The organism is Qipengyuania profundimaris (assembly GCF_030717945.1).
In the GTDB taxonomy this organism is placed as follows: domain Bacteria; phylum Pseudomonadota; class Alphaproteobacteria; order Sphingomonadales; family Sphingomonadaceae; genus Qipengyuania; species Qipengyuania profundimaris.
Genome location: NZ_JAVAIM010000001.1, coordinates 1,944,861 through 1,967,682, shown reverse-complemented (window position 1 = coordinate 1,967,682; position 22,822 = coordinate 1,944,861). Strand labels below are relative to the sequence as shown.

Genomic DNA, 22,822 nt, shown 5'->3' with positions numbered 1-22,822 from the left:
CGCATGGCGACGCGCGTGCGACACGAAACGGACAGGGGTATCCGGTTGACCGAAGGGGCGCAGCGCTTCGCGAGGCGGCCCGGCCTGTTCGCGCGGATGGTTGCGCCGGGGGTCGAGAAGATCCTCGACAGGATCGACCGGGCACTGGTCTCCGGCACGATCCACGGCACGCTGCCTGACGGCACGCCGCGCACGCTCGGCGGCCGCGCGCCGGGGTTCGAATGCACGGTCGAGCTGCGGAGCTATAACGCGCTGCTGCGGCTGGCCAGCAATGGGTCGGTCGGCTGGTATCAGGCTTGGGAGGCGGGCGAATGGTGGAGCCCCGACCCCGTGCCGCTGTTCGCGCTGTTCATGCAGCATGCGACGCGGCTGGGGGACACGGCACGCGCGAAGGGGCCGTTCCGCCACGCGCTGAAGCTGGCGCATCTGTTCAACCGCAACACGCATGAAGGCGCGCAGAAGAACATCAGCGCGCATTACGACCTTGGCAATGATTTCTACGAGGCATGGCTCGATCCGACGATGAGCTATTCCTCCGGGCTCGACGTCACGGCGGACGGGCTGGAAGCAGCGCAGAAGCGCAAGTGGGACGCGCTGGCGTCACGCATTGGCGATGCCGCCACGGTGCTCGAGATCGGCTGCGGCTGGGGCGCACTGGCTGGCGATCTGGCGCGGCGAGGCGGTGACGTCACCGCCATCAGCCTTTCGGGCGAACAGCTCGACTGGGCGAGGGCACGCCACAGCGACGCCATCGATTTCCGCAGGCAGGACTATCGCGACACGGCCGGCAGCTATGACGCCATCGTGTCGGTCGAGATGGTCGAGGCGCTGGGCCGCGAATACTGGCCGACCTTCATGGATTGCATCGCCCGCAATCTGAAACCGGGCGGGCGCGCGGCGATCCAGTATATCTCGATCCACGATGACATCTTCGAGGATTACGCGGCGAGCGCCGACTTCATCCAGGCCTATATCTTTCCCGGCGGCCTGCTGATCCGCACCAGCGAATTCCGCAGGCTGGCCGAAGAACGCGGCCTCGCATGGCAGGACCAGCACGATTTCGGGCTCGACTATGCCGAGACGCTGAAAGCGTGGCGTCAGAACTTCGATGTTGCGGCCCGCGAAGGGCGCCTTCCCGTCGGGTTCGACCGCGAATTTTGCGAGCTGTGGCGCTATTACCTGATGTATTGCGAAGGGGGTTTTCGCGGTGGCGGGATCGATGTGCATCAGGTTACTCTGGTGAAAGAGGGAGAATGAGGATGCGAGCACTTCTGGCTTCGACGCTGGCGATTGCGCTGGCGGGATGCGCGACGGCTTACGATAGCGATGCACCGGTCGCGGCGGCAGCGGCCGTCACGCAAAGCATGCCCGAGCAGATGGCGAGCATGGATCCGGGCGACTCGATCTTGTTCTGGGACGATGCGCGCCGCTCGGCGGCCTTCCGCGACATGGAAAGTCTTTTCCCGGGCCTCGAAGTCGCTCCCGCGAACAATCCGCGTGTGTTCCGGCAGGGCCCACCACTGTCGCGCGACGTGCAAGTCGCCATCCGCGATTTCATGGCGAAAACGCAGGCTGCGGGCGTGATGGTCCTCGATGATGGCGTCGTCCGGTTCGAGGAATACGGGCTCGGCATGATGCCCGACGATCGCTGGACCAGCTTCTCGGTCGCCAAGAGCTTCACCTCGACACTACTCGGTGCCGCCATCGCCGATGGAGCGATCGAGAGCGTCGATACGCCGGTGACGTCGATCATTCCGGCACTCGTCGGCACGGCTTATGATGGCGTGACCGTCGGCCAGATCGCCACAATGACCTCGGGCGTGGCGTGGAACGAGGACTATACCGATCCAAACAGCGACGTCGCGCGAATGCTGTCGGTCGCGCCGGTAGCAGGGGAATCGCAGGCTGTTACCTATGCAAAGACGCTTAGCCGCGAGGCTCCCGCAGGCGAGAAGTGGGTCTATAAGACGCTGGAGACCAATCTGCTCGGGCTGATCGTCGAAGAGGCGACGGGCAAGTCTCTGGCAGCCTATGCGGCGGAGAAGATCGTCGAACCCGCCGGTTTCGAAGGCGGTCTGTTCTGGATGCAGGACCTTACCGGCGGCAATATCGGCGGCTGCTGCCTCTCGCTGCGCCTGTCGGACTATGCACGCATGGGCCAGTTCGCGCTGGAAGGCGGCAAGGGCGTGGTGCCGGACGGCTGGTTTGCGACGGCCGGATCGCCACTGGTCGGTTTCCCTAACGCGCCGGGCTATGGCTATGGCTACCAGTGGTGGACCTATCCCGGGGCGTATGGTGCGCAAGGCATCTTCGGGCAGGCGATAACGATCGTGCCGGAGAGCAATCTGGTCGTTGCCGTGGTGAGCAACTGGCCGACTGCGACCAGCACTGCCAACCGCAACGGCTTTCGCGAAGTGGTCGGCCGGATCGCCAAGGATATCGACTGAATGCAGTGGTGGCGGCGACCGCTAGGGACACCGCCACCGGCAACGAGCACTCAAAACACGGTTCAGGCCGGGCCCTGAGGCCGCTGCCAAAGCGTCGGTGCGGTTGCCTGCCCGAGAGGCCGGGAACGAAGGCTTAGTATGGGCGGTAGTTGCCGGCCCCGGTGTAACGCGCGATGATGTTGTCGTGGACGATCGGCGAGAGCAGCTCGTTGAACGCGCAGCCGACCATGCAGTTTTCCCACCACACGACCTGTGCCTGGAGCGATTCGAGGCCGGGCAGGGTCAGCCAGCACATCTGGCCTTCGTGCATGCGATTGAGCGCCGCTGCCGAGAAGCCCGAGATCGAGAGATCGTGGATGACCGTCTGGAATGCGCGGCCGCCCGATGCACGCAGCTGGCCGGGAATGGTCAGCTTGGTGCGCGGTGCGCAGCGGTCTTCCTGAGCGGCAACCAGGTAGCGGTCCTGGGTCTGATAGGTCATGTTGCGCCCTTCCAATGCGAGAATTTCCGGCTTTCGTAACTCCCGCACGCTCGCGAGAGGAATATCCGCAGAATCTCGACTGTTCGGGTTACGAAGTCCTGACCGCTATTGGTTAACTCATGCTTCCACGCGCTCTCGGTGAAACCCGTCGAAATCGTTAATTTGCAGCTCGACGAGCCGATTTGCGACCACATCGGGCGATTTCACCGTCTTCGGATCCTCGCCGGGATAGGCCTTGGCGCGCATATCCGTCCGAGTCGCGCCCGGATCGATCAGGGCGACGCGAACCTTGGAAACCTTCTCGACTTCTGCCGCATAGCACTCGAGTAGGTTGTCGAAGGCCGCCTTGGTCGAGCCATAAGCGGACCAGTAGGCGCGCGGATCGGCACCGACGCTGCTGGTGAGACCGTACACACGCCCCGCATCGGCGCGCTTCAACAAAGGGTCGAAATTCGCGAGCAAGGCCTGGGTCGCCAGCACGTTGACCGTGATCGCCTGGCTGAACTGCTTGCCATCGATCTGCGTAACCGGTGTGAGGGTCGGCAAATAAGCTGCTGAAATGACGAGCGCATCCAACTTCTCCCAGCGTCCGGCAATAGCGGAGGCAAGGCGCGCGATGCCGTCGCTTTCGGCGAGATCGACCGGGGCGATCGTCGACTGGCCACCGGCGTCGTGGATCGCATCCTCTATCGTTTCGAGGCCACGCACGTCGCGCGCGGTCAGGACGACATGCGCTCCGGCGGCGGCAAATGCCTTCGCCGTCGCAGCACCGATGCCCTTGCTCGCCCCGGTAACGAGGACGAGACGGCCGTCCAGCGGTGTGTCGCTCATTCTGCAGCCTCCACCGGCAAGCTCAGCTGTTGTTGCTTGTCCTCGCGCCGCGCAAGGTCGGTCAGCGAGGTCGGGTAGTCGCCGGTGAAGCAGGCATCGCAGAACTGCGGGCAGGAGGAATTGCGCGGCTTTTCGCCCACCGCGCGGTAAAGCCCGTCGATCGACACGAAGGCCAGACTATCGGCCTTGATGAATTCGCGCATCGGCTCGACATCCATGCGCGCGGCAAGCAGCTTGCTACGCTCGGGCGTATCGACGCCGTAGAAGCAGCTATGCGCCGTCGGCGGGCTGGCGACGCGGAAATGCACTTCGATCGCGCCGGCATCGCGCATCATCTCGACGATCTGCATCGAGGTCGTACCGCGCACGATACTGTCGTCGATCAGAACGATCCGCTTGCCCTCGACCAGCGCGCGGTTGGCATTGTGCTTGCGCTTGACGCCTGCGTGGCGCGCGCCGTCGCTCGGCTGGATGAAGGTGCGTCCGACATAATGCGAACGGATGATCCCGAGCTCGAAGGGAATGCCCGACTCCTGCGCATAGCCTATGGCGGCGGGCACGCCGCTGTCGGGCACGGGAATGACGAGATCGGCCTCGACCGGTTTTTCGCGAGCAAGTTCCGCCCCGATCGCTTTGCGCGCCTCGTAAATGCTGCGCCCGTCAAACACCGAGTCCGGGCGGCTGAAATAGACATGCTCGAAAATGCAGGGGCGCGGGGCATGATTGCCGAAAGGATGGAGCGAATCGACATTGCCGTCGAAATCGACCTTGATCACCTCGCCCGGCTCGACCTGGCGGACAAATTCCGCGCCGACGACGTCGAAGGCAACCGTTTCGGAGGCGAAAACGGTCGCATCGCCGATCCGGCCCATCTGCAGCGGCCGGATGCCGAGCGGGTCGCGGCAGGCAATCATGCCTTCGGGCGTCATCACGATCAGCGCATAGGCGCCCTCCAGCAGGCGCAGCGCATCGATCAGCCGGTCCATGATCGTGGGATAGCGACTGGTCGCAACGAGGTGGATGATGACTTCCGTGTCGCTGGTCGACTGGAAGATCGATCCGCGGCGAACGAGATCGTCGCGGAGCATGCCGGCGTTGGAGATATTGCCGTTATGCGCCACGGCAAAGCCGCCGCTGGCGAGATCGGCATAAAGCGGCTGGATGTTGCGCAGGCCCGATCCGCCGGTGGTGGAATAGCGCACATGGCCTGCCGCCATCGTGCCGGGCAGTTCAGCGATCGCTTCCTGGCTGGAGAAATTCTCCGCCACATGGCCGATGCCGCGCCGGGTGAAGAATTCCGCGCCGTCGAAGCTGGTGATGCCGGCGGCTTCCTGCCCACGATGTTGCAGGGCATGAAGGCCCAGCGCCGTGGCAGCGGCAGCATCGGTCGCGTTGATCGCGCCGAAAACGCCGCACTCTTCGCGCAGCTTGTCGCCATCCTCGTCATGAAACGGGTGGGTAAGGTTCATCGGGGGCCTGTCCGCGCCAGCAATCGGGATGCGCGACCCAATGGCGATGTTACGGCGGGATTACAAGGCCAGTGCGACGAGCGCGGAGGGATTGCGTCGAGGCTGTTGCACGATTTCATTGCACAGACAGCTTCGCCTGCCTAAACGCCTCCCCACCACTCGCGAACACCCTGCGACAGATAAGGGCCGGTCTGATCCTCTCTCCTTTCGAATGGACGATTGCCAAGCGTTACCTGCTCCCCGGCAGGAGCGAGGCCTTCATCGCGCTGGTCGCGGGTATCTCCATCACCGTGGTTATGCTGTCTGTCGCGATGCTGGTCATCGTGATGAGCGTGATGAACGGTTTCCGCGCCGAATTGCTCGACAAGATCGTGGGGCTGAACGGCCATGCGATCGTGCAAGCCTATGGCGGCAAGATGGAGGACTGGGAGAATATCCTCCAGAACGTGCAGGAAACGCCGGGCGTGGTGGATGCCAGCCCGCTGATCGAACAACCGCTGCTGACCAGCTTCAACGGACGCGTCGAGGCGATCCTTGTGCGCGGCAATACGGCGGACGACATTACAGATCTCGGCGACAAGGTCGTCAGCGGCAACATCGCGCGGCTCGAACCGGGGGCGAGCCGTGTAGCGATCGGCGTAAGGTTGGCGGAGAACATCGGCGCGCGCGTCGGCGACACGATCACGATCATCAATCCGCAGGGGCGCTCGACGCCCTTCGGCACGGTACCACGGCAGATCGGCTACGAAGTCGCAGCGATATTCGAAGTCGGCGTTTACGATTACGATGGTGCCTTCGTGGTGATGCCGATGGAGGATGCGCAGACACTGCTGCTGCTCGGCGATACGGTCAGCATGATCGAGGTAACCGTGGAGGACCCGGACGAGGTCGGCGAAATCCTCGAGCCGGTCCAGCGCGCGGTGCAGGGCAGGGCCGTGGTGGCCGACTGGAAAACAATCAACTCGACCCTGTTCGAAGCGCTTCAAGTGGAGCGTGTGGCCATGGCATTCGCCCTGAGTTTCATGGTCTTGGTGGCGGCTTTCAATATTCTTTCGAGCCTTGTCATGCTGGTGCGCGCAAAAACGCGAGACATCGCGATTATGCGAACCATGGGCGCGACGCGGCGGAGCCTGATGAAGATCTTCGTGACGACCGGTTTTACCGTCGGAGCAATCGGCACTGTCGCTGGTCTTATCTTTGGCTTCATAGTGCTGACCTTCCGCCAGCAGATCACCACGGCGATCGGCTGGGCGACCGGGGTCGAGCTGTGGGACCCGCAGGTGCGGTTCCTGACCACGCTCCCGTCCAAGACCGATCCGGTCGAAGTCGCGATGATCGTCGGCTTAGCGTTGGTGCTCAGTTTCCTCGCTACCCTTTACCCCGCGTGGAAGGCGGCGAGCACCGATCCGGTTCAGGTGCTGCGTTATGAATAGTCCGGGCGTGCAACCGGTCGTCGAGCTCAAGGGCCTTACGCGCAGCTTCGAGCAGGGCGGCGTGCGCATCGACGTGCTCCGCGGGGTCGACCTGACCGTGCGCCCCGGGGAGATCGTCGCGTTGCTCGGCCCGTCCGGCTCGGGCAAGTCCACGCTGCTCCAGGCAGTCGGCCTGCTGGAAGGCGGTTTCGGTGGCGAGATCGTGATCGCGGGCCATTCGGCCGAAAAATCCGACCCGCATGCGCGCACGATCCTGCGGCGCAAGCATCTCGGTTTCGTCTACCAGTTCCACCATTTGCTGCCCGATTTCGACGCGGTCGAGAACGTCGTACTGCCGCAGCTTGTCGCAGGCACGCCGCGTGGCGAAGCGGAGGATAGAGCACGTCAGCTGCTGTCGGCGCTGGGGCTGGAGCATCGGCTCGACCACCGGCCCAGCCAGCTTTCCGGTGGCGAGCAGCAGCGTGTGGCCGTCGCCCGCGGGCTTGCCAATCGCCCTGCGCTGGTCCTCGCCGACGAGCCGACCGGCAATCTCGACGAAGCCACCAGCGACCGCGTGCTGGGCGAATTTCTCGCTCTCGTTCGGGGCGAGGGCAGCGCTGCGCTGATCGCCACGCATAACGAGCGGCTGGCCGCGCGAATGGATCGCGTGGTGCGGCTGCACGAAGGCTTGCTGGAATAGGAAACGCAGCGCGGTTTCATCCGTTGGGCGGGCAAAGGAGATTACCAGTATGACCGACCACCCCAGCACCTACCGCGCCGAAGACACACATCGCCCGGGCATCCAGTGGGACGACCGCGCCAGCCTGCACCGCGTGGGCGATGGCGACGGCGTGTTCGACGGTGCGAAGGGCTTGCGTCAGGGCACCTTCGCCGACCTCATCCGTCACATCATGCTGATGAGTCCCGACGAGCGCGGCGACTATTATATCGAGAAACTCGGCGACCGCGAATATCATTCAGAGGAAATCGCCTCGCTCGCAGCGCGCGACGATTTTCCGCGCGGCTGAGGAATTCTAGAATGACAACGATCGCCGATTTCACAGTGTCGACCAGCAAGGGCGAGCCGCTCGATCTGCAAAGAAAGCTCGGCAAGGTTCTGCTGGTGGTGAATACGGCCAGCAAATGCGGATTTACGCCGCAATATGACGGGCTGGAGGAGCTATACCAAGGGTACGGCGAAAAGGGCTTCGAAGTGCTGGCCTTTCCATGCAACCAGTTCGGCAATCAGGAGCCGGGCGATGCCGACGAGATCGAGCAATTCTGCAAGGTCAATTTCGGCCTTACCTTCCCGCTGATGGCCAAGGTGGACGTGAACGGCGACGAGGCCAGCCCACTGTTTGACTGGATGAAGGCGGAGGCGCCCGGGCTGATGGGCTCGAAGGCAATCAAGTGGAACTTCACCAAGTTCCTGATCGACCGCGAAGGCAATGTCGTAAAGCGGTACGGCCCGGCCGATGCACCCAAGGGCATTGCGAAGGATATCGAAAAGCTGCTGTAACCAGCCGCTGTCGCGCTACGAAAGACCGGTCATGCTTGCCGATATCAACCAATGGTTTCTCGCCCTCGGCGCCGAATATGGCGTCAATCCCTACATTTTCGGCGGGATCTACGTCGGGGCGATCCCCTTCTTCCTGCTCTCGATCGGCTGGCTGGTGAAGCGTGCCCGGGCGGGTAAATCGACTGTGTGGCCGACCATGCTGGCGGGGTTTTTCTTCGTATCTGCCTATCTCTATCTGGCGATCGCGGGACGCAATATCCCGGTGTGGGTCTGGATCTTCCTCGCCGCGCTGGTGATCTATGGCGCGTTCTCGACGATCCGCGATACGCGCAGGAAAATCCGCGAGGGCTGATTTCTCCACGCGCTGTGGAGAAACAACGCGTCCGGAGCCTTCCGAATCCACGCAAAAGGCTTACTTTGCTCGCATGAGCTACAAGCCTTTCGTCCCCTTGCGCGTGCTATCTGCCTATACGATGCTCGAAGGGGCGATCGACCCCAAAGCGATGGCCAAACTCGCGAAAGAGCGCGGCTTCCCTGCGATCGCGATCGCCGACCGCAACGGCCTCTATGGCGCGGTGATGTTCGCCAATGCCTGCAAGGCGGAAGGTATCCAGCCGATCATCGGAACGCTGCTGGGCGTGGCGCGCGATGCCGAGGGCAAGCAGGTCGATTACCTGCCGCTCTATGCACAAGACGAAGCGGGCTACGATAATCTCTGCCATCTGGTTTCCAAGGCGCATCTCGAGCGCCCGGTGGAGTTCGAACCGCATGTCGCGATGGCAGACCTCGAAGGACGCACCGACGGACTGCTGGCGCTGACCGGCGCGAGCGAGGGCGCGGTGACGAGGTTGCTCGCTGAAGGTCAGCAAAGCCATGCCGAAGCTGCCCTCGACTGGCTGCAGGCGCTGTTTCCGGACCGCCTCTACATCGAGCTTGCCCGGCGCGGGAACGAGGTGGAGCAGCGCGCCGAGGAGGCTCTGGTCGATCTCGCCTATGCGCGCGACCTGCCGCTCATCGCGACCAATCCCGCGAACTACGCCGAACCGCATATGCACAAGGCGCATGACGCCATGCTGTGTATCGCCGGGTCTACCCATGTGGATGCGGAGGAGCGCGCCCGGTCCAATCCGGAAAGCTACGTCAAGACATACCACATGATGGACGAGGCGTTCGCCGACCTGCCCGAGGCGGTGGAGAACACCATCGTTCTCGCGCAACGCTGTGCCTACGCGCCTCCCTATCGCGACCCGATCTTGCCCAGCCTTGCGGGCGATCTGGAAGGCGAAGCGCGGGCGCTGGAAGAGGACGCACGTAAGGGCCTCGAAGCCCGGCTGGAGCCCTATGGCGAGATGTCGGAGGAAGACCGCAAGGTCTATTTCGACCGGTTGAAGTTCGAAGTCGACATCATCAACCAGATGGGTTTTCCTGGCTACTTCCTCATCGTTGCCGATTTCATCAAATGGGCCAAGGATCAGGACATTCCTGTAGGGCCAGGCCGTGGGTCCGGTGCAGGCAGCCTGGTCGCCTGGGCGCTGACGATTACCGATCTCGATCCGATCCAGCTCGGCCTGCTGTTCGAGCGCTTCCTCAATCCGGAACGCGTCTCGATGCCCGACTTCGACATCGACTTCTGCGAAACGCGGCGCGGTGAGGTGATCCGCTACGTCCAGCAGAAATACGGCCACGATCATGTCGCGCAGATCATCACCTTCGGTAAGCTCAAGGCCCGCGCGGTGCTGCGCGATACGGGCCGCATTTTGCAGATGAGCTACGGCCATGTGGACCGGCTATGCAAGATGGTGCCCAACCATCCGACCGACCCTTGGACGCTGCCGCGTGCGCTCAATGGCGCGGCAGATTTCAAGCGCGAATACGACAATGACAATGAGGTAAAGCGCCTCGTCGATCTCGCGATGCAGCTGGAGGGCTTTCCGCGCAACAGCTCAACCCACGCGGCCGGCGTCGTGATCGGGGATCGCCCGCTGGCGCAGCTGGTCCCGCTCTACCGCGATCCACGCTCGGACATGCCGGTGACGCAATACGACATGAAGAATGTCGAAAGCTCCGGCCTCGTGAAATTCGACTTCCTTGGATTGAAGACGCTTTCGGTGCTCAAGAAGGCCACCGACCTGCTCAAGCGGCGCGAGATCGACATCGACCTCTCGACCCTCTCGCTCGACGATCCCAAGGTCTACGAGCTGATGAAGGCGGGCAACACGGTCGGTGTTTTCCAGCTGGAATCGGAAGGCATGCGCCGCACCCTGACGGCGGTGAAGCCGACAAATTTCGGCGACATCATCGCGCTGGTCTCGCTCTATCGTCCGGGTCCGATGGACAACATCCCGCTGTTCGGCAAGCGCAAGGCGGGCGAGGTGGCGATCGAGTATCCGCACGCCAAGCTCGAGGGTATCCTCGCCGAGACTTACGGCATCTTCGTTTACCAGGAACAGGTCATGCAGGCCGCGCAGATCCTGGCGGGCTACTCGCTTGGCGATGCCGATTTGCTGCGCCGCGCCATGGGCAAGAAGGTGCAGGCCGAGATGGACGCTCAGCGCGAGCGGTTCGTCGAGGGCTGCAAGGAAGTCTCCGGTATCGAAAAAGCCGAGGCGAATGCGCTGTTCGACTTGATCGACAAGTTCGCCGGCTACGGCTTCAACAAGTCGCATGCCGCCGCCTACGCGCTGCTCGCCTACCAGACCGCCTGGCTCAAGGCGCATTACCCCGAGGAGTTCTTCGCGGCGTCCATGTGCTTCGACATGCACCAGTCGGAAAAACTGGCTGTGTTCGTCGACGATGCGCGGCGCAGCGGGATCAAGGTGCTGCCGCCCGCGCTTAACTATTCCGAGGCGGAATACAGCGTCGAACAGACAGACGATGGCTATGCCGTGCGCTATGCGCTGGCGGGCATCCGCAATGTCGGCGAGCGGGCGATGGAGGCGATCGTCCACGAGCGGGAGGTCAGCGGCAAGTTCGAGAGCCTGCAGGACCTGTTCGAGCGGCTGCCCAAGGGATCGATGAATTCGCGCCAGCTGGAGGCGCTGATCTCGGCCGGCGCACTCGACGAGTTCGAGACCAACCGGGCGAAGCTGTTTGCCAATGCCGACATGCTGCTGGCTATCGCAGACGCTGCCGAGCGCGAGCGGTCGAGCGGGCAGGCGGCGCTGTTCGGCGGCGACGATGCGGCCAGCGAAGACACGCTGCGCCTCAAGGATGCCGATCCCTGGCCGCGTGCCGAGCAGATGGCGCGGGAGAAGGAGAACTTCGGCTTCTACTTTGCCGAGCATCCGGTCGAAGCGTGGCGCACCGTGGCCAGCGCGCAAGGTGCGCGCAGCTATGCCTCGCTGATGGCCAGCGGTGCCCCTCCCGGCGGCCGCGCTGGCGCGGTGATGGCGGCCATGGTCGAGAAGGCGAGCAAGGGCACCACCAAGCGCGGCAAGCCCTTCATCCGCGCCGATTTCTCCGACAGCTCCGGCCAATTCAGCGCCGCCTGTTTCGAGGAGGGAATTGTCGACCGCTTCCTCGAATGGGCCGATAACCAGACCTGCGTGAAGCTCGACGTCGAGCTCGACAGTCCAAGCCCCGACGAACCGCCGCGGATCACCGTGCGCGGCGCCGTGCCGCTCGATGCAGTGAAAGGCAGCATGGCGATGCTGCTCACTCTCGAAGTCGAGAGCGTCGATGCGCTGACGGAACTGGCGCTGGCCTTGCAAACCGCCGGCGAGGGCGGCGACGAGGTGATGGCGACGCTGCACACCGGCGATCCCGATCCTCCGGTGATGCGCCTCGGCCGTGCATTTTCCATCGATGGAGAGCTCGCTGAACGCTTGGCAAGCGTGCCCGGCCTTGCCAAGGTGCAGCTGACCGCGCGACGGGGGAAGGCAAACTTGCGCCTCGTCGCCTGAAATCGGCGAGAGGAGAGCATATGTCGTTAGGCGCCATGCAGGATTGGACCATGCGGATTTCGCATGTGATCGACCATGCTGCGAGAGAAGCCCCCACCCGCGAGATCGTGACCCGCTGGGCCGATGGCAACGAGACGCGCACCGACTGGGCAGGCATCCACCGCGATGCGCGTAGGATGGCGCAGGCGCTGCAGGCGCTCGGCCTCAAGCCGGGCGACAAGGTTGCGAGCCTCGCGATGAACCATGCGCGCCACCTCGTCAGCTGGTTCGGCGTCGCGGGGATGGGCGGCGTGCTGCACACCTGCAATCCGCGCCTGTTTGAGGAGCAGCTGGAGTACATCGTCGGCCATGCCGAGGACAAAGTGATGCTCTACGATGCGGCCTTCCAGCCGATCATCGACAAGATGCGCGACCAGTGGCCGACGGTCGAGCACTACATCTGCTTCGATCCGCCCGAGGGCAGCGATGTCACGGCGTTCGAGGACTGGATCGGCGCACAGGATGGTGAATTCGAATGGGTCGCTGGCGACGAGCGCGATCCCTGCATGATCTGCTACACCAGCGGCACCACCGGCAATCCCAAGGGCGTGCAGTACGAGCACCGCTCCACCGTGCTCCACGCGCTTGCCGGCTTGCAGCCGAGCACGTTCAATTTCAGCGCGTCGTCGGTCATGCTCCCGGTTGTGCCGATGTTCCACGCGGCCAGCTGGGGCCTGCCCTATGCCGGCGCCATGGCGGGGATCAAGTTCGTATTCAGCGCGGTCAACGATCCGGCCGTGCTCGACGAAATGATGAAGAAGGAAGGCGTAACCGACAGCGCCGGTGTGCCCACCGTCTGGCTCGCTCACTTCCAGTATTGCGATGCGAACGACATCGAGCTGCCGAAGCTACGCGCGGCGACCATTGGCGGATCGGCTGCCCCGCGCTTCATGATCGAGCGGCTGATGAAGAACGGCACCCGCGTCCAGCACGCCTGGGGCATGACGGAAACCTCTCCCATCGGCACAGTCGGCGGTCCGACTGCGGACTGGGACGAGATGACCTTCGAACAGAAGGTCGAGAAGACCATGAAGCAGGGCCGCCCGATTTTCGGGGTGGAGCTGCGCACGGTCGATCTCGACGATCGCACAAAGGTCCTGCCGCGCGATGGCGAGGCTTCGGGTGCGCTGCAAATCCGCGGTCCGTGGGTCGTCAAACGCTACTTCAAGGCCGAAGAAGATGCCCTGACTGCGGATGGCTGGTTCGATACCGGCGATGTCGCCATCCTGCATCCGGACGGCACGATGCAGATCACCGACCGCACGAAAGACGTCATCAAGTCCGGCGGCGAATGGATCAGCTCGGTCGAGCTCGAGAATGCGGCCGTCGGCCACCCGGCCGTGGCCGAGGCGGCCTGCGTTGGCATGTTCCACCCCAAGTGGGACGAGCGCCCGGTGCTGTTCGTGGTGAAGAAGGAAGGCAGGGACTGCACGGCGGAGGATGTGGTGAACTTCCTCTCCGACAAGGTCGCCAAGTGGTGGCTGCCCGATGCGGTCGAATTCGTCGACGACATCCCGCACACTGCCACCGGCAAGATCAGCAAGAAGGACCTGCGAGATCGGTTCAGCGACTATACGCTCGCCTGACATAGCTGTGCGTGCCGCAGTGGCGGAGGATGCCGCTGCGGTGCAGGCGATCTATGCCCATCACGTCGCGCACAGCACGGCGACCTTCGATACAGAGGCGCCCGACGAGGCCTTCTGGCGCGAGAAGATCGACGCGGTCGTTGCGCGTGGCTGGCCGTTCCTGGTGGTCGAGCGGGACGGCGAGGTGGCAGGCTATGCCTATGCGACGCAATTCCGCGACCGCGCCGCCTATGCGCTTACCTGCGAGAACAGCATCTACATCGCCGACCCGCAGCGCGGCGCTGGTCTAGGCTCGATCCTGCTGGCCGCACTGGTCGATGCAGCGGGCAAGGCCGGTTTCGAGCAGATGATCGCAGTTATCGGCGGCGGGGAGCCCGCCTCGGTCGCGCTCCACGGCAAGCTCGGCTTTGTCGAGGCAGGGCGGATGCGGCAGGTCGGCATGAAATTCGGGCGACGGCTGGATACAGTTTACATGCAGCTAGCCTTGCATAGATAAGCTGCGACAGTCGCTCGCAAGACTTTTCAAGGAGTTTTCGAATGCCTCGCTTTCGCCCTGTTTTCGCACTGGCCCCGCTGGCTTTGATCGCCTGCGCGCAGGCCGCCTCCGCCAGTACCATCGACGTAGCGAAGACCGCGTGGTGCGGCTGCTGCAGCGAATGGATCGAGCGGATGCGCGACGCCGGTTTCGAAATGACCGTGCGCGATGTGGAGAATACGACGCCTGTCGCGGATGCGGCAGGCGTACCCGCCAATCTGCGCAGCTGCCACACCGCGACGGTCGAAGGGTATGCCATCGAAGGCCATGTGCCCGCCGAGGACATACGGCGTCTGCTTGATGAGAAGCCGGATGCCGTCGGGCTCGCCGTGCCGGGCATGCCCATCGGCTCTCCGGGCATGGAGGTGGCGGGGCGCAGCCAGACCTACCAGACCGTCCTGATCATGCGAGACGGGAAGCACCGCGTATGGGCGACCCATGAGGGGACAGCGGAAGCCCACAATCACTGAGCACGATCGATTACGGAGAGACTATTTGACTAATTACATCGACCCGAGCCGCGCCAATTTCGACGCTTTTAAGGCCTTGCCGCGCGACGAGCCGATCCACATGCTCAACCTGCTGCTTTATCGTGACGAGGCCGAGTACCCCGAGGGGCACGAGCACCATGGCAACGGCTGGAGCGGCCGCCGCGCCTATGAGGAATATGGCAAGACCAGCGGCCCGATCTTCCGCCGCGTCGGCGGTTCCATCGTGTGGCGTGGCGCGTTCCAGACGATGGTGACCGGGCCGGACGACATGCGCTGGCATGACGGTTTCGTCGCGCAGTACCCGAACAGCGGCGCCTTTTTCGAGATGATCAAAGACCCGGAGTACCAGAAGGCGGTCGTCAATCGGACGGCAGCGCTGTTGGATAGCAGGCTGGTGCGGTTTGCGCCGGGTGAGGCTGGTGATGGGTTCGGATGATTTCGGACCTTTAATGGCCTACCCGTGTTGGTCCCGCAAAAGGGAGAGACATGCTAAAACACTGGAGTTGGCCCATTTTCGCTTTCGTAGCGATCTGCGCGTTCGGATACGTTGCGCGTGAGGCGATCGGAACGATCTACAGCTCCGGTGAAGCGATCATGTTGCTCGAAGCGCTGGCTCGGTCTGGTCTCTATCTCGGTTCCGCAAGTGCGACGGCTTCGGCCACAACGCTAGCTCTGATGCTGACGTTGATTGGCATGGTCCGCAGATCCGATCACGATTTCGACGATGCGGTTTACCAGAATATCGACCGCATCGCGAAGCTGGCGACGGCATCGCTGATGGTCAGCCTCATGCTTCTGCTGGTGCTCGTGTTTCCCGTCGGCGAGTTCGACGATTTGCCGAACGACTGGTATCCCAATCTCTACGAAGGGCTGTTCGGCCTGACAGTGCTCGCGGTCGCCCTGCTCGCCTCGACTGTGGCGATGCTCTATCGCACAGTACGGCACGTGATCGCATCGATTACGCCTGGCGACGAGGTCTGATCAGAGCAACCGCAACTGCCCACCCAACGCGGGCGGTCGGAACTGCGTGCAGTCCAGTTCGAACTTCGCCTTGCCCATACCGCTGCGTTTGCAGGCGAGGCGGAAGCGGGCGCGGAAGAGGTCGGCCCAGACACCGGTGGGGCGCAGGCGGCTGAAGAAGTTGGGGTCGTTGTCCTTGCCGCTGCGGATCGACTGCACGATGCTCATCACCTTGTCGCCGCGCTCGGGATAGTGGACCGAGAGCCATTCGCGGAACAGCGGGGCGACTTCGTGCGGCAGGCGCAGCGGGATCCAGCCGCAGCTATCGACGCCCATGGCCGCGGCGCGTTGGACGATCTCCTCCATGAACTCGTCGGTGATTGCCGGGATGACAGGCGCGACCGAGCAATGTGTCGGTACGCCAGCTTCGGCGAGTTTTCCCAGTGCCTGCAATCGCTTGGCAGGCGATGCTGCGCGCGGTTCGAGTTTGCCGGATAGCTTGGGATCGAACGTCGTGACCGAGATCGCCACTGCCACCAACCTGCGCTCGGCCATTTCGGCAAGCAGGTTTAGATCGTCGAGAACGCGGTCGGACTTGGTGGTAATCGTCACCGGATGCCGCGCGTCGAGGCACACCTCCAGTACCGACCGCGTGATCCGGTAATCGCGCTCGATCGGCTGGTAGGGATCGGTATTGGTCCCCATCGCGATCGGCTTCGGACGGTATTTCGGCTTGGCCAGAGTGGCGCGCAAGATTTCAGCCGCATTGGGTTTGGCGAAAAGCTGCGTCTCGAAATCCAGCCCCGGCGACAGGTCATGATAGGCGTGCGTGGGCCGCGCGAAGCAGTAAACGCAGCCATGCTCGCAGCCGCGATAGGCGTTGATCGAGCGGTCGAAAAAGATGTCCGGCGACTGGTTGAAGCTGAGGATCGTTCGTGGGCGCTCTTCCGTCACATGTGTCTGCAACTTCACGGGAGGTCCGTCGAGCGCCTCCATATGATCGCGCCAGTCACCATCAGTCTCGCGCGTGGCGAGGCCGAAGCGCGTCGGCACGCTGGCCGACTGCGCGCCGCGCCCGGCGATGGCTGGCTCCATCCGCTTGTCCATGGATAGAACATAAACGGAACAAATGAGTCTGTCGAGTGGTCAGCCGAGCGAAATCTGCAGAGCAGCTCCGCCGAGCCACAAGCCGATCAGCAAAACCGATTCCCAGCCGATCCCTCCTGGCCCCTGTCGTTCGCGCCGCAGCAGGCCGAGCAGGAGGATGCCCGTCATCAGTATCGAGAGCGAGATCCAGAACACGCTCCGCTCGCTCATCGCATTGTAGATGCTGCCTTCGCGATAGGCGACGTCGCTGGCGGCGATGAACAGTGCGTCGAACATATTGCCGCCGATGATCCCGCCGACGGCCAACTGCAACGCGCCCTTGCGGACGGCGGCGATGGTGGTGACCAGTTCCGGCAAAGAGGTAACGATGGCGGTGCCCAGCGCCCCGACGACGCCCTGCGATATGCCGAGCCTGCCGGAGAGTTCAAGGCCCGCGGTCCCGACGACATAGCCGCATAAGCCAACCACGGCGACCATGCCCCCGAAGATCGCAAACAGCAGGGCGAGAGGCCGCCGGTCGTCGCACTCGTCGTCGTCCTCGTCGCGCGTGGCGTCGGTCTTTCGTGGCAGCCACATCGGCCGCTGCTTGATCCGGTGCGCGTTATGCAGGCCGACGAGATAGACCATCACCAGCACCGGCGTCAGCGGATTGACGCCGAGGATGGCAAATGGCGGCGAAACCCAGGCCATGATCGGCAGCACCATGAGGATAATCAGCACCGTCGACTGGCCGAGATTTACCGGGCTGGCCGCTGCATGCTCCAGATTGACCTTGCGATAGGCGACATCGGCCACGGCCAAGAACATTGTCTGCGCGGCGATCCCGCCCATCGCGTTGGATACGGCCAGATCGGGCGCGCCGCTCGCTGCCGTGCTGGCGGAGGTGACGATGCCGGCAATGCTCGTGCCTGCGCCCAGCAGCACCGATCCGACGAGCGCTTCACCGAAGCCGGTGCGGTCGGCCAGCGTGTCTGCCAGCCCTGCCATGCGCGTACCGACGAGTGCGATCAGCACGGCCGCGCCGCCGAACAGAATCATGAGCGTCTGCGTCGAAAAGGCCGCTATCTCGAACAGTTTGCTCCCCCGGGTGCGTGCCCGAACGACGCGCGAGGAACGGTAGCGTTCCTATCGCTCGCGCAGGCGCGGCATGAGATCGACGAAGTTGCAGGGCCGGTTGCGGCTGTCGAGTTGCTCGGCGAGGATCATGTCCCAGCCATCCTTCACCGCGCCGTTCGATCCGGGCAGGGCGAAGATATAGGTCCCGCGCGCCACCACGCCGCAGGCACGGCTCTGTACCGTGCTCGTCCCGATGGTCTTGTAGCTCAGCCAGCGGAACAGCTCGCCGAAACCGGGTATGTCCTTGCTCTTCACCCGGTCCAGCGCTTCAGGCGTGACGTCGCGGCCCGTAAGCCCCGTGCCGCCGGTGGTGATGACGCAATCGATCGCCTCGTCGTCGATCCAGCGGTGGAGGTGCGCGGCGATTTCCTCGGTGCTGTCGCGGCTGATCTCGCGAGTTGCGAGGCTGTGGCCGGCGGCTTCGATCCGTTCGGCGAGGATGTTGCCCGAAGTGTCGTCGGCCAGCGTGCGGCTGTCCGACACGGTCAGCAGTGCGATGCTGACCGGCTTGAACTCGCGGCTTTCGTCGATCGCCATTGCGCTGGGCTCCTAATTCGCGCGGGGGAATTGCGGCCAGTCGTTCTCGGCGAGGTCGATCCGGCTCGGCGCGGGCGCTGCCGCCTGGCGCAGATACATCCAGTAATTGCGCATCACGATCGCGACATAGCTGCGCGTCTCCCAATAGGGCAGCGACTCCATGTAGAGCAGCGGATCGTCCTGGTCGCGGACCTCGCTTTCCCAGCGCGCAACCGGCGTCGGGCCGGCGTTGTAGGCCGCCATCACCTTGGGCAGTTTGCCTTGCGTGTAACGCGCCGTCCCCAGCGCTTCGAGCGTACGCTGGCCGAAGGCGAGATTGACTGCCGGGTCCTTCAAGTCCGCGCCGCTGCTCATATTGATTGAAGCGGCATATTCGCGCTGCGTGATCGGCATGATCTGCATCAGGCCGATGGCGCCGGCCGGGCTGACCACGCGCTCGCGAAAGTTCGATTCCTGCAAGGCGTGCGCAAAGGCCAACGCCGGATCGACACGCCAGCCGCCAACGGGCTCTCGGAAGGTGACCGGATATTTGAGGCTCGCCGGAGCGCCGGTGCGCGGCGGGGCGTTGTACGCCATGAAATTCTGCGTGCCGGTGAGGCCGAGGGCGCGGGCAAGCCTGCCCAGCGCTGCGAAATCGTCCGAGTCGCCGGTGCGGACCAGCCAGCGCAAGGCTTCGTCGGCCTGCTCACGCTGACCGATTTCCGCGAGCATCACGGCATTGCGCGCCGCCTCTTCGCGCGAGAGGCGCTGCCAGTCGTCCTGCGTCAGATCGGGCGTGGTGTGCGTATCGGGGAGGGGTTTGCCGAGCCGCTCATGGGCGATCATGCCGTAGAGCGTATCGGGAAAGCGCGCTGCGCCGCGCAATTGCTCGGTCGCGTCTTCTGGCTGGCGACAGCGGACCAGCGCGCGGCTGGCCCAGTAATAGGCGGCGCTGGACAGCTCCGGGTTGTGCGCCGCACCCGCACTGCGCCCGAAAGCCGCTGCGGCGCGGGCGCAATCGCCGAGGCGCCATGCAGCAAGGCCGGCGACCCAGTCGCCTTCCGCGACCCATGCCCCGCTGCCGCCGTTGCGAACCGTTTCCGCAATCGCCGAGGCCTGCGCATCGCGGTTCTCGATGTAATAGCTCCACGCGACCCGCTGCCGCCACTCGGCGCGGGCCTCGGACGATAGTGTCGCGTCGACCCCGTCCAGCAGCAGGCGAGCGCCGTCCGGATCGTCGTTGCGGATATGGCCGAGGATCGCCTCGCTCACCGCTTGCGGCATGGTGCCGTCGCTCACTGTGCGTGGCAAGGTGCGGCGGGTGATGCCGGACTGACGCACGAGCCGCTGCTCGCGACGCAAATTGTAGTCCCCTTGCAACCCGCGCGTCTGGCCGAGCCGCACGATATTCTCGGCATCCGGCAGGTCGCGGTAGTTCGCCAGCCATGCCTCGATCCGCTCCAGCGGAATGCGCGGGCTTTCGGGATGGAGATAGTAATGCGCCAGCGCTGCCCCGTGCAGCGGCCCGGACTCGCGCTGCGCCAGCAGGATCTCCACCCGGTCCCAGTTGCGGGCATCGATCGCTTCGTAGAGCGAGCCGTAATAGCCACGATCCTCGCTCGACAGCAGGCGCGGCAACGCCTCTGCATGCGAGCGGGTGAAGTAATCGACGCTGCTCTGCTGCGCGACAGCGGGGGTGGCGTAGATCGCGCCTGCCACCAGGGCGAGGGCGAGTGTCGGTCGTATTGTCATGCGGTCCATTCCAGCCAGCGATGCCACAAATTCGCGCGCCGCGCGGCGCTTCGGGCAATCTGCGAAAAATCGGGAGCGGCGAGGAGAGGCAGGTTCTTGCCGCCGCACTCCAGCACCAGCGGGTCGCGCACTTTTTCGGGCGCGATGTCGAAGAGCGTCAGCTGCGCCCGGCCGATCGCAAGCACGCGTTCGGGCGCGGCGAGCGTCAGATGGTGGCGCGTAACGTCACCCAAGGCGCGCGCGGCGAGCGAGTTCCATTCCGGCATGGCCATGGGCGCGGGGAGGGCGCTCGCGACGTAAACCTGGTGCGCCCCCACGCCCATCGCTTGCAGCATGGCGGTAAGCAGCTTGCCCGCGCCGCCGGTCAGCAAGCCCTCGGCGTCATCCGGCTCGGGTTGCGGGACCAGCACGCACAGTTTTGCGCCGGCCACCCCCCGCGGCGGCACTCGGCGGTCGAGCGATCCTTCGGCCAGAGACGGCTCGGTCATCCACCATTCGCGAAATTTTTCGAGACTGCCCGGCCAGTTCTCGCGCGCGCCACCGATGGGCGGGCCCATATCCTGCTGCAGGGCGCGCGAGAGCGGCGTGGCGGGCGGCGGAGGTGGCGGGGCAGCGGGTTTCGGAGCCGCTACGGCATCGTCGATCTCCGGCTCTGCCAGCCATTCGGTGGGCGTTTCGGAATAGTCGAAATCGACCCCTGCCTCGCGCCACCACGCGATCGCCCCTTCCAGCGCCTCGGCTGCGTCGAAATCGCGGGTTTCGGGGGTATCGGCCTGCATCATCGTGTCGGCGCAGGTCTTGACCTCTAACGCCCCAGCAATCAAGGCATCGGCAACACATTTAGCGACGAAAAGAGAGAGACATGAGCGAACGCGAATCCATGCCCTGCGACGTCGTCATCATCGGCGGCGGGGTCGCCGGGATGGCTGCAGCGATCCGGCTGAAGCAGATTAACGAGGAACTGGAAGTCGTCGTGCTCGAAAAGGGCAGCGAAGTCGGCGCGCATATCCTGTCGGGCGCAGTGGTCGATCCCAAGGCGCTGAACGAGCTGCTGCCCGACTGGCGCGACATGGATTGCCCGATGGCGGAAACGCCGGTGACGGAGAATCACCATTGGGTCCTGTCCGGCACAGGCATGTCCGAAATGGCGGAAGTCCTGCTTCCGCCCTTCATGCGCAACGACGGCAATTACACCGGCTCGCTCGGCAATCTCACCCGCTGGCTGGGCGAACAGGCCGAAGGGCTGGGCGTGATGGTCTTCCCCGGCTTCCCGGCCGCCGAAGTGCTGTTTGACGACAATGGTGCGGTGTCCGGCGTGATCACGCAGGACATGGGCATTGCCGAGGACGGCAGCCAGAAGGGCGATTTCCAGCCCGGCATGGAAATCCACGCGAAATACACGCTCTTCGCCGAGGGCGCGCGCGGCAACCTCACGAAAAAGATGAAGGCGAAGTTCGACCTGGAGGCGGATTGCCAGCCGCAGGTCTACGGCCTCGGCATCAAGGAATTGTGGGACATCGATCCCGACAAGCACGAGCCGGGCCGCGTGATCCACACGCAGGGCTGGCCGCTCAGCGAAACCGGCACCTGGGGCGGCGGCTTCATCTACCACCAGGCAGGCGGGCAGGTGGCGATTGGCTTCGTCACCGCGCTCGACTACAAGAACCCCTACGTCTCGCCCTATCAGGAATTCCAGCGCTGGAAGCATCACCCCGATGTCGCCGCGATCCTCGAAGGGGGCAAGCGCGTGGCCTATGGCGCGCGCGTCATCAACGAAGGCGGCTGGCAGTCGGTGCCCAAGCTCGCCTTCCCGGGCGGCGCGCTGATCGGCTGCGCGGCGGGCTTCGTCAACGTTCCGCGCATCAAGGGCAGCCACACCGCGATGAAGAGCGGGATGCTGGCCGCCGAAAGCGTCGCCGCGGCGATTGCCGAGGGCCACGAGCACACCGAGCTGATGGATTACGATGCGAACCTGCGCGACAGCTGGATCGCGAAGGAACTCAAGCTGGTCCAGAACGCGCAGCCCGCCGTCGCAAAGTGGGGCGAGGACATCGGCACCGTTCTGGCCGGGATCGACATGTGGATGCGCACGCTCAAGATCGGCCTGCCGATCAGCATGAAGCACCACCGCGATCACGAGATGCTCGAACGCGCGGACCTGCACACACCGATCGCCTATCCCAAGCCCGACGGGGTGTTGAGCTTCGACAAGCTGACCAATGTGAGCTTCAGCTACACCAACCATGCGGAAGACCAGCCGGTCCACCTCAAGGTGCTCGACCGCGAACTGCAGCGCGAAAGCGAGTTCGAGGTCTTCGACGGCCCTTCCAACCGTTACTGCCCCGCCGGGGTCTATGAATGGATCGTCGAGGACGGCAAAGAGCCGAAGTTCCAGATCAACTCGCAGAACTGCGTCCACTGCAAGACCTGTGACATCAAGGACCCGAACCAGAACATCGAATGGACCACGCCCGAAGGCGGCGGCGGGCCGAATTATCCGAATATGTGAGGCGCGTGACGAAATGGATGCCCGCACACTCCAGTTTCGGACGGCGCTTATACGTCGGATCAAAAATGTGTACCCGGGTTGGAAGTTCGAAATCGCCGAATTTCAGGACAGTATAGCGCTCCAGTTAATTGGCGAAAGCGGAACGCCGTG

22 protein-coding genes are annotated in these 22,822 nt (G+C 64.0%); 14 read left to right on the top strand and 8 right to left on the bottom strand.

What is annotated here, in order from left to right; genetic code table 11:
• Positions 1–3 precede the first annotated feature (3 nt).
• Both Q9K02_RS09695 and Q9K02_RS09690 read left to right on the top strand, forming a co-directional pair.
• On the top strand, positions 4–1,257 hold the full coding sequence (locus tag Q9K02_RS09695) for an SAM-dependent methyltransferase (protein ID WP_305932711.1): 1,254 nt from the start codon (positions 4–6) through the stop codon (positions 1,255–1,257).
• 2 nt (positions 1,258–1,259) lie between these two features.
• Entirely contained in the window at positions 1,260–2,447 is a 1,188-nt protein-coding gene (locus tag Q9K02_RS09690; protein ID WP_305932710.1) for a serine hydrolase domain-containing protein, read from the top strand.
• A 133-nt stretch (positions 2,448–2,580) separates the two neighbouring features.
• Here Q9K02_RS09690 and Q9K02_RS09685 read toward each other — a convergent pair whose 3' ends face one another.
• From Q9K02_RS09685 to purF, 3 genes are all read right to left on the bottom strand, one after another.
• Positions 2,581–2,928 (bottom strand): PilZ domain-containing protein, encoded by a 348-nt coding sequence (locus tag Q9K02_RS09685; protein ID WP_278328512.1) that lies wholly within the window; start codon positions 2,926–2,928, stop codon positions 2,581–2,583.
• 117 nt (positions 2,929–3,045) lie between these two features.
• Positions 3,046–3,759 (bottom strand): SDR family NAD(P)-dependent oxidoreductase, encoded by a 714-nt coding sequence (locus tag Q9K02_RS09680; protein ID WP_305932709.1) that lies wholly within the window; start codon positions 3,757–3,759, stop codon positions 3,046–3,048.
• Positions 3,756–5,228, bottom strand: coding sequence for an amidophosphoribosyltransferase (gene purF / locus Q9K02_RS09675; protein ID WP_305932708.1), 1,473 nt, complete (start codon positions 5,226–5,228; stop codon positions 3,756–3,758). The genes Q9K02_RS09680 and purF overlap by 4 nt, the downstream gene beginning before the upstream one ends.
• Before the next feature lie 191 nt (positions 5,229–5,419).
• Between purF and Q9K02_RS09670 the strand changes: the two genes are divergently transcribed.
• The 11 genes from Q9K02_RS09670 to Q9K02_RS09620 all read left to right on the top strand — a co-directional run bounded on the left by Q9K02_RS09670 (position 5,420) and on the right by Q9K02_RS09620 (position 15,693).
• Positions 5,420–6,661: a lipoprotein-releasing ABC transporter permease subunit gene (locus Q9K02_RS09670; protein WP_305933492.1), complete on the top strand. Its 1,242-nt coding sequence runs from the start codon at positions 5,420–5,422 to the stop codon at positions 6,659–6,661.
• Complete coding sequence (locus Q9K02_RS09665) at positions 6,654–7,340, top strand: ABC transporter ATP-binding protein (protein WP_305932707.1); 687 nt, start codon at positions 6,654–6,656, stop codon at positions 7,338–7,340. The genes Q9K02_RS09670 and Q9K02_RS09665 overlap by 8 nt, the downstream gene beginning before the upstream one ends.
• A 49-nt stretch (positions 7,341–7,389) precedes the next feature.
• Positions 7,390–7,668, top strand: a complete 279-nt coding sequence (locus tag Q9K02_RS09660; protein WP_305932706.1) for a hypothetical protein — start codon at positions 7,390–7,392, stop codon at positions 7,666–7,668.
• Between the two features lie 11 nt (positions 7,669–7,679).
• On the top strand, positions 7,680–8,159 hold the full coding sequence (locus Q9K02_RS09655) for a glutathione peroxidase (protein ID WP_305932705.1): 480 nt from the start codon (positions 7,680–7,682) through the stop codon (positions 8,157–8,159).
• Between the two features lie 31 nt (positions 8,160–8,190).
• On the top strand, positions 8,191–8,511 hold the full coding sequence (locus tag Q9K02_RS09650) for a hypothetical protein (protein ID WP_305932704.1): 321 nt from the start codon (positions 8,191–8,193) through the stop codon (positions 8,509–8,511).
• A 73-nt stretch (positions 8,512–8,584) separates the two neighbouring features.
• Positions 8,585–12,061, top strand: a complete 3,477-nt coding sequence (gene dnaE / locus Q9K02_RS09645; protein ID WP_305932703.1) for a DNA polymerase III subunit alpha — start codon at positions 8,585–8,587, stop codon at positions 12,059–12,061.
• A gap of 20 nt (positions 12,062–12,081) precedes the next feature.
• Positions 12,082–13,686, top strand: a complete 1,605-nt coding sequence (locus tag Q9K02_RS09640) for a long-chain fatty acid--CoA ligase (protein WP_305932702.1) — start codon at positions 12,082–12,084, stop codon at positions 13,684–13,686.
• Between the two features lies 1 nt (position 13,687).
• Positions 13,688–14,182 carry a GNAT family N-acetyltransferase gene (locus Q9K02_RS09635; RefSeq protein WP_305933491.1) on the top strand — a complete coding sequence of 165 codons (495 nt, stop codon included), beginning with the start codon at positions 13,688–13,690 and terminating at the stop codon, positions 14,180–14,182.
• A 41-nt stretch (positions 14,183–14,223) separates the two neighbouring features.
• A complete protein-coding gene (locus Q9K02_RS09630) occupies positions 14,224–14,691 on the top strand; it encodes a DUF411 domain-containing protein (RefSeq protein ID WP_305932701.1) in 468 nt (155 codons plus the stop codon).
• 25 nt (positions 14,692–14,716) lie between these two features.
• Positions 14,717–15,148: a DUF1330 domain-containing protein gene (locus Q9K02_RS09625; protein ID WP_305932700.1), complete on the top strand. Its 432-nt coding sequence runs from the start codon at positions 14,717–14,719 to the stop codon at positions 15,146–15,148.
• A 50-nt stretch (positions 15,149–15,198) separates the two neighbouring features.
• On the top strand, positions 15,199–15,693 hold the full coding sequence (locus Q9K02_RS09620) for a hypothetical protein (RefSeq protein ID WP_305932699.1): 495 nt from the start codon (positions 15,199–15,201) through the stop codon (positions 15,691–15,693).
• Here the strand turns inward: Q9K02_RS09620 and Q9K02_RS09615 are convergent, their stop codons facing one another.
• The 5 genes from Q9K02_RS09615 to Q9K02_RS09595 form a co-directional block, all read right to left on the bottom strand.
• On the bottom strand, positions 15,694–16,779 hold the full coding sequence (locus Q9K02_RS09615) for a PA0069 family radical SAM protein (protein ID WP_305932698.1): 1,086 nt from the start codon (positions 16,777–16,779) through the stop codon (positions 15,694–15,696).
• 39 nt (positions 16,780–16,818) lie between these two features.
• Positions 16,819–17,817, bottom strand: a complete 999-nt coding sequence (locus tag Q9K02_RS09610; RefSeq protein ID WP_305932697.1) for a sodium:calcium antiporter — start codon at positions 17,815–17,817, stop codon at positions 16,819–16,821.
• An 87-nt stretch (positions 17,818–17,904) separates the two neighbouring features.
• A complete protein-coding gene (gene moaB, locus Q9K02_RS09605) occupies positions 17,905–18,432 on the bottom strand; it encodes a molybdenum cofactor biosynthesis protein B (protein WP_305932696.1) in 528 nt (175 codons plus the stop codon).
• Positions 18,433–18,444: 12 nt separating this feature from the next.
• Complete coding sequence (locus Q9K02_RS09600) at positions 18,445–20,163, bottom strand: lytic transglycosylase domain-containing protein (protein ID WP_305932695.1); 1,719 nt, start codon at positions 20,161–20,163, stop codon at positions 18,445–18,447.
• Complete coding sequence (locus Q9K02_RS09595; protein WP_305932694.1) at positions 20,160–20,945, bottom strand: uracil-DNA glycosylase family protein; 786 nt, start codon at positions 20,943–20,945, stop codon at positions 20,160–20,162. Before Q9K02_RS09595 ends, Q9K02_RS09600 begins: the two co-directional genes overlap by 4 nt.
• Positions 20,946–21,025: 80 nt before the next feature.
• Here Q9K02_RS09595 and Q9K02_RS09590 point away from each other — a divergent pair, with 80 nt between their 5' ends.
• The gene (locus Q9K02_RS09590) at positions 21,026–22,672 is read left to right on the top strand and encodes an electron transfer flavoprotein-ubiquinone oxidoreductase (RefSeq protein WP_305932693.1); all 1,647 of its coding nucleotides are present in this window, start codon (positions 21,026–21,028) and stop codon (positions 22,670–22,672) included.
• Positions 22,673–22,822: the final 150 nt, after the last annotated feature.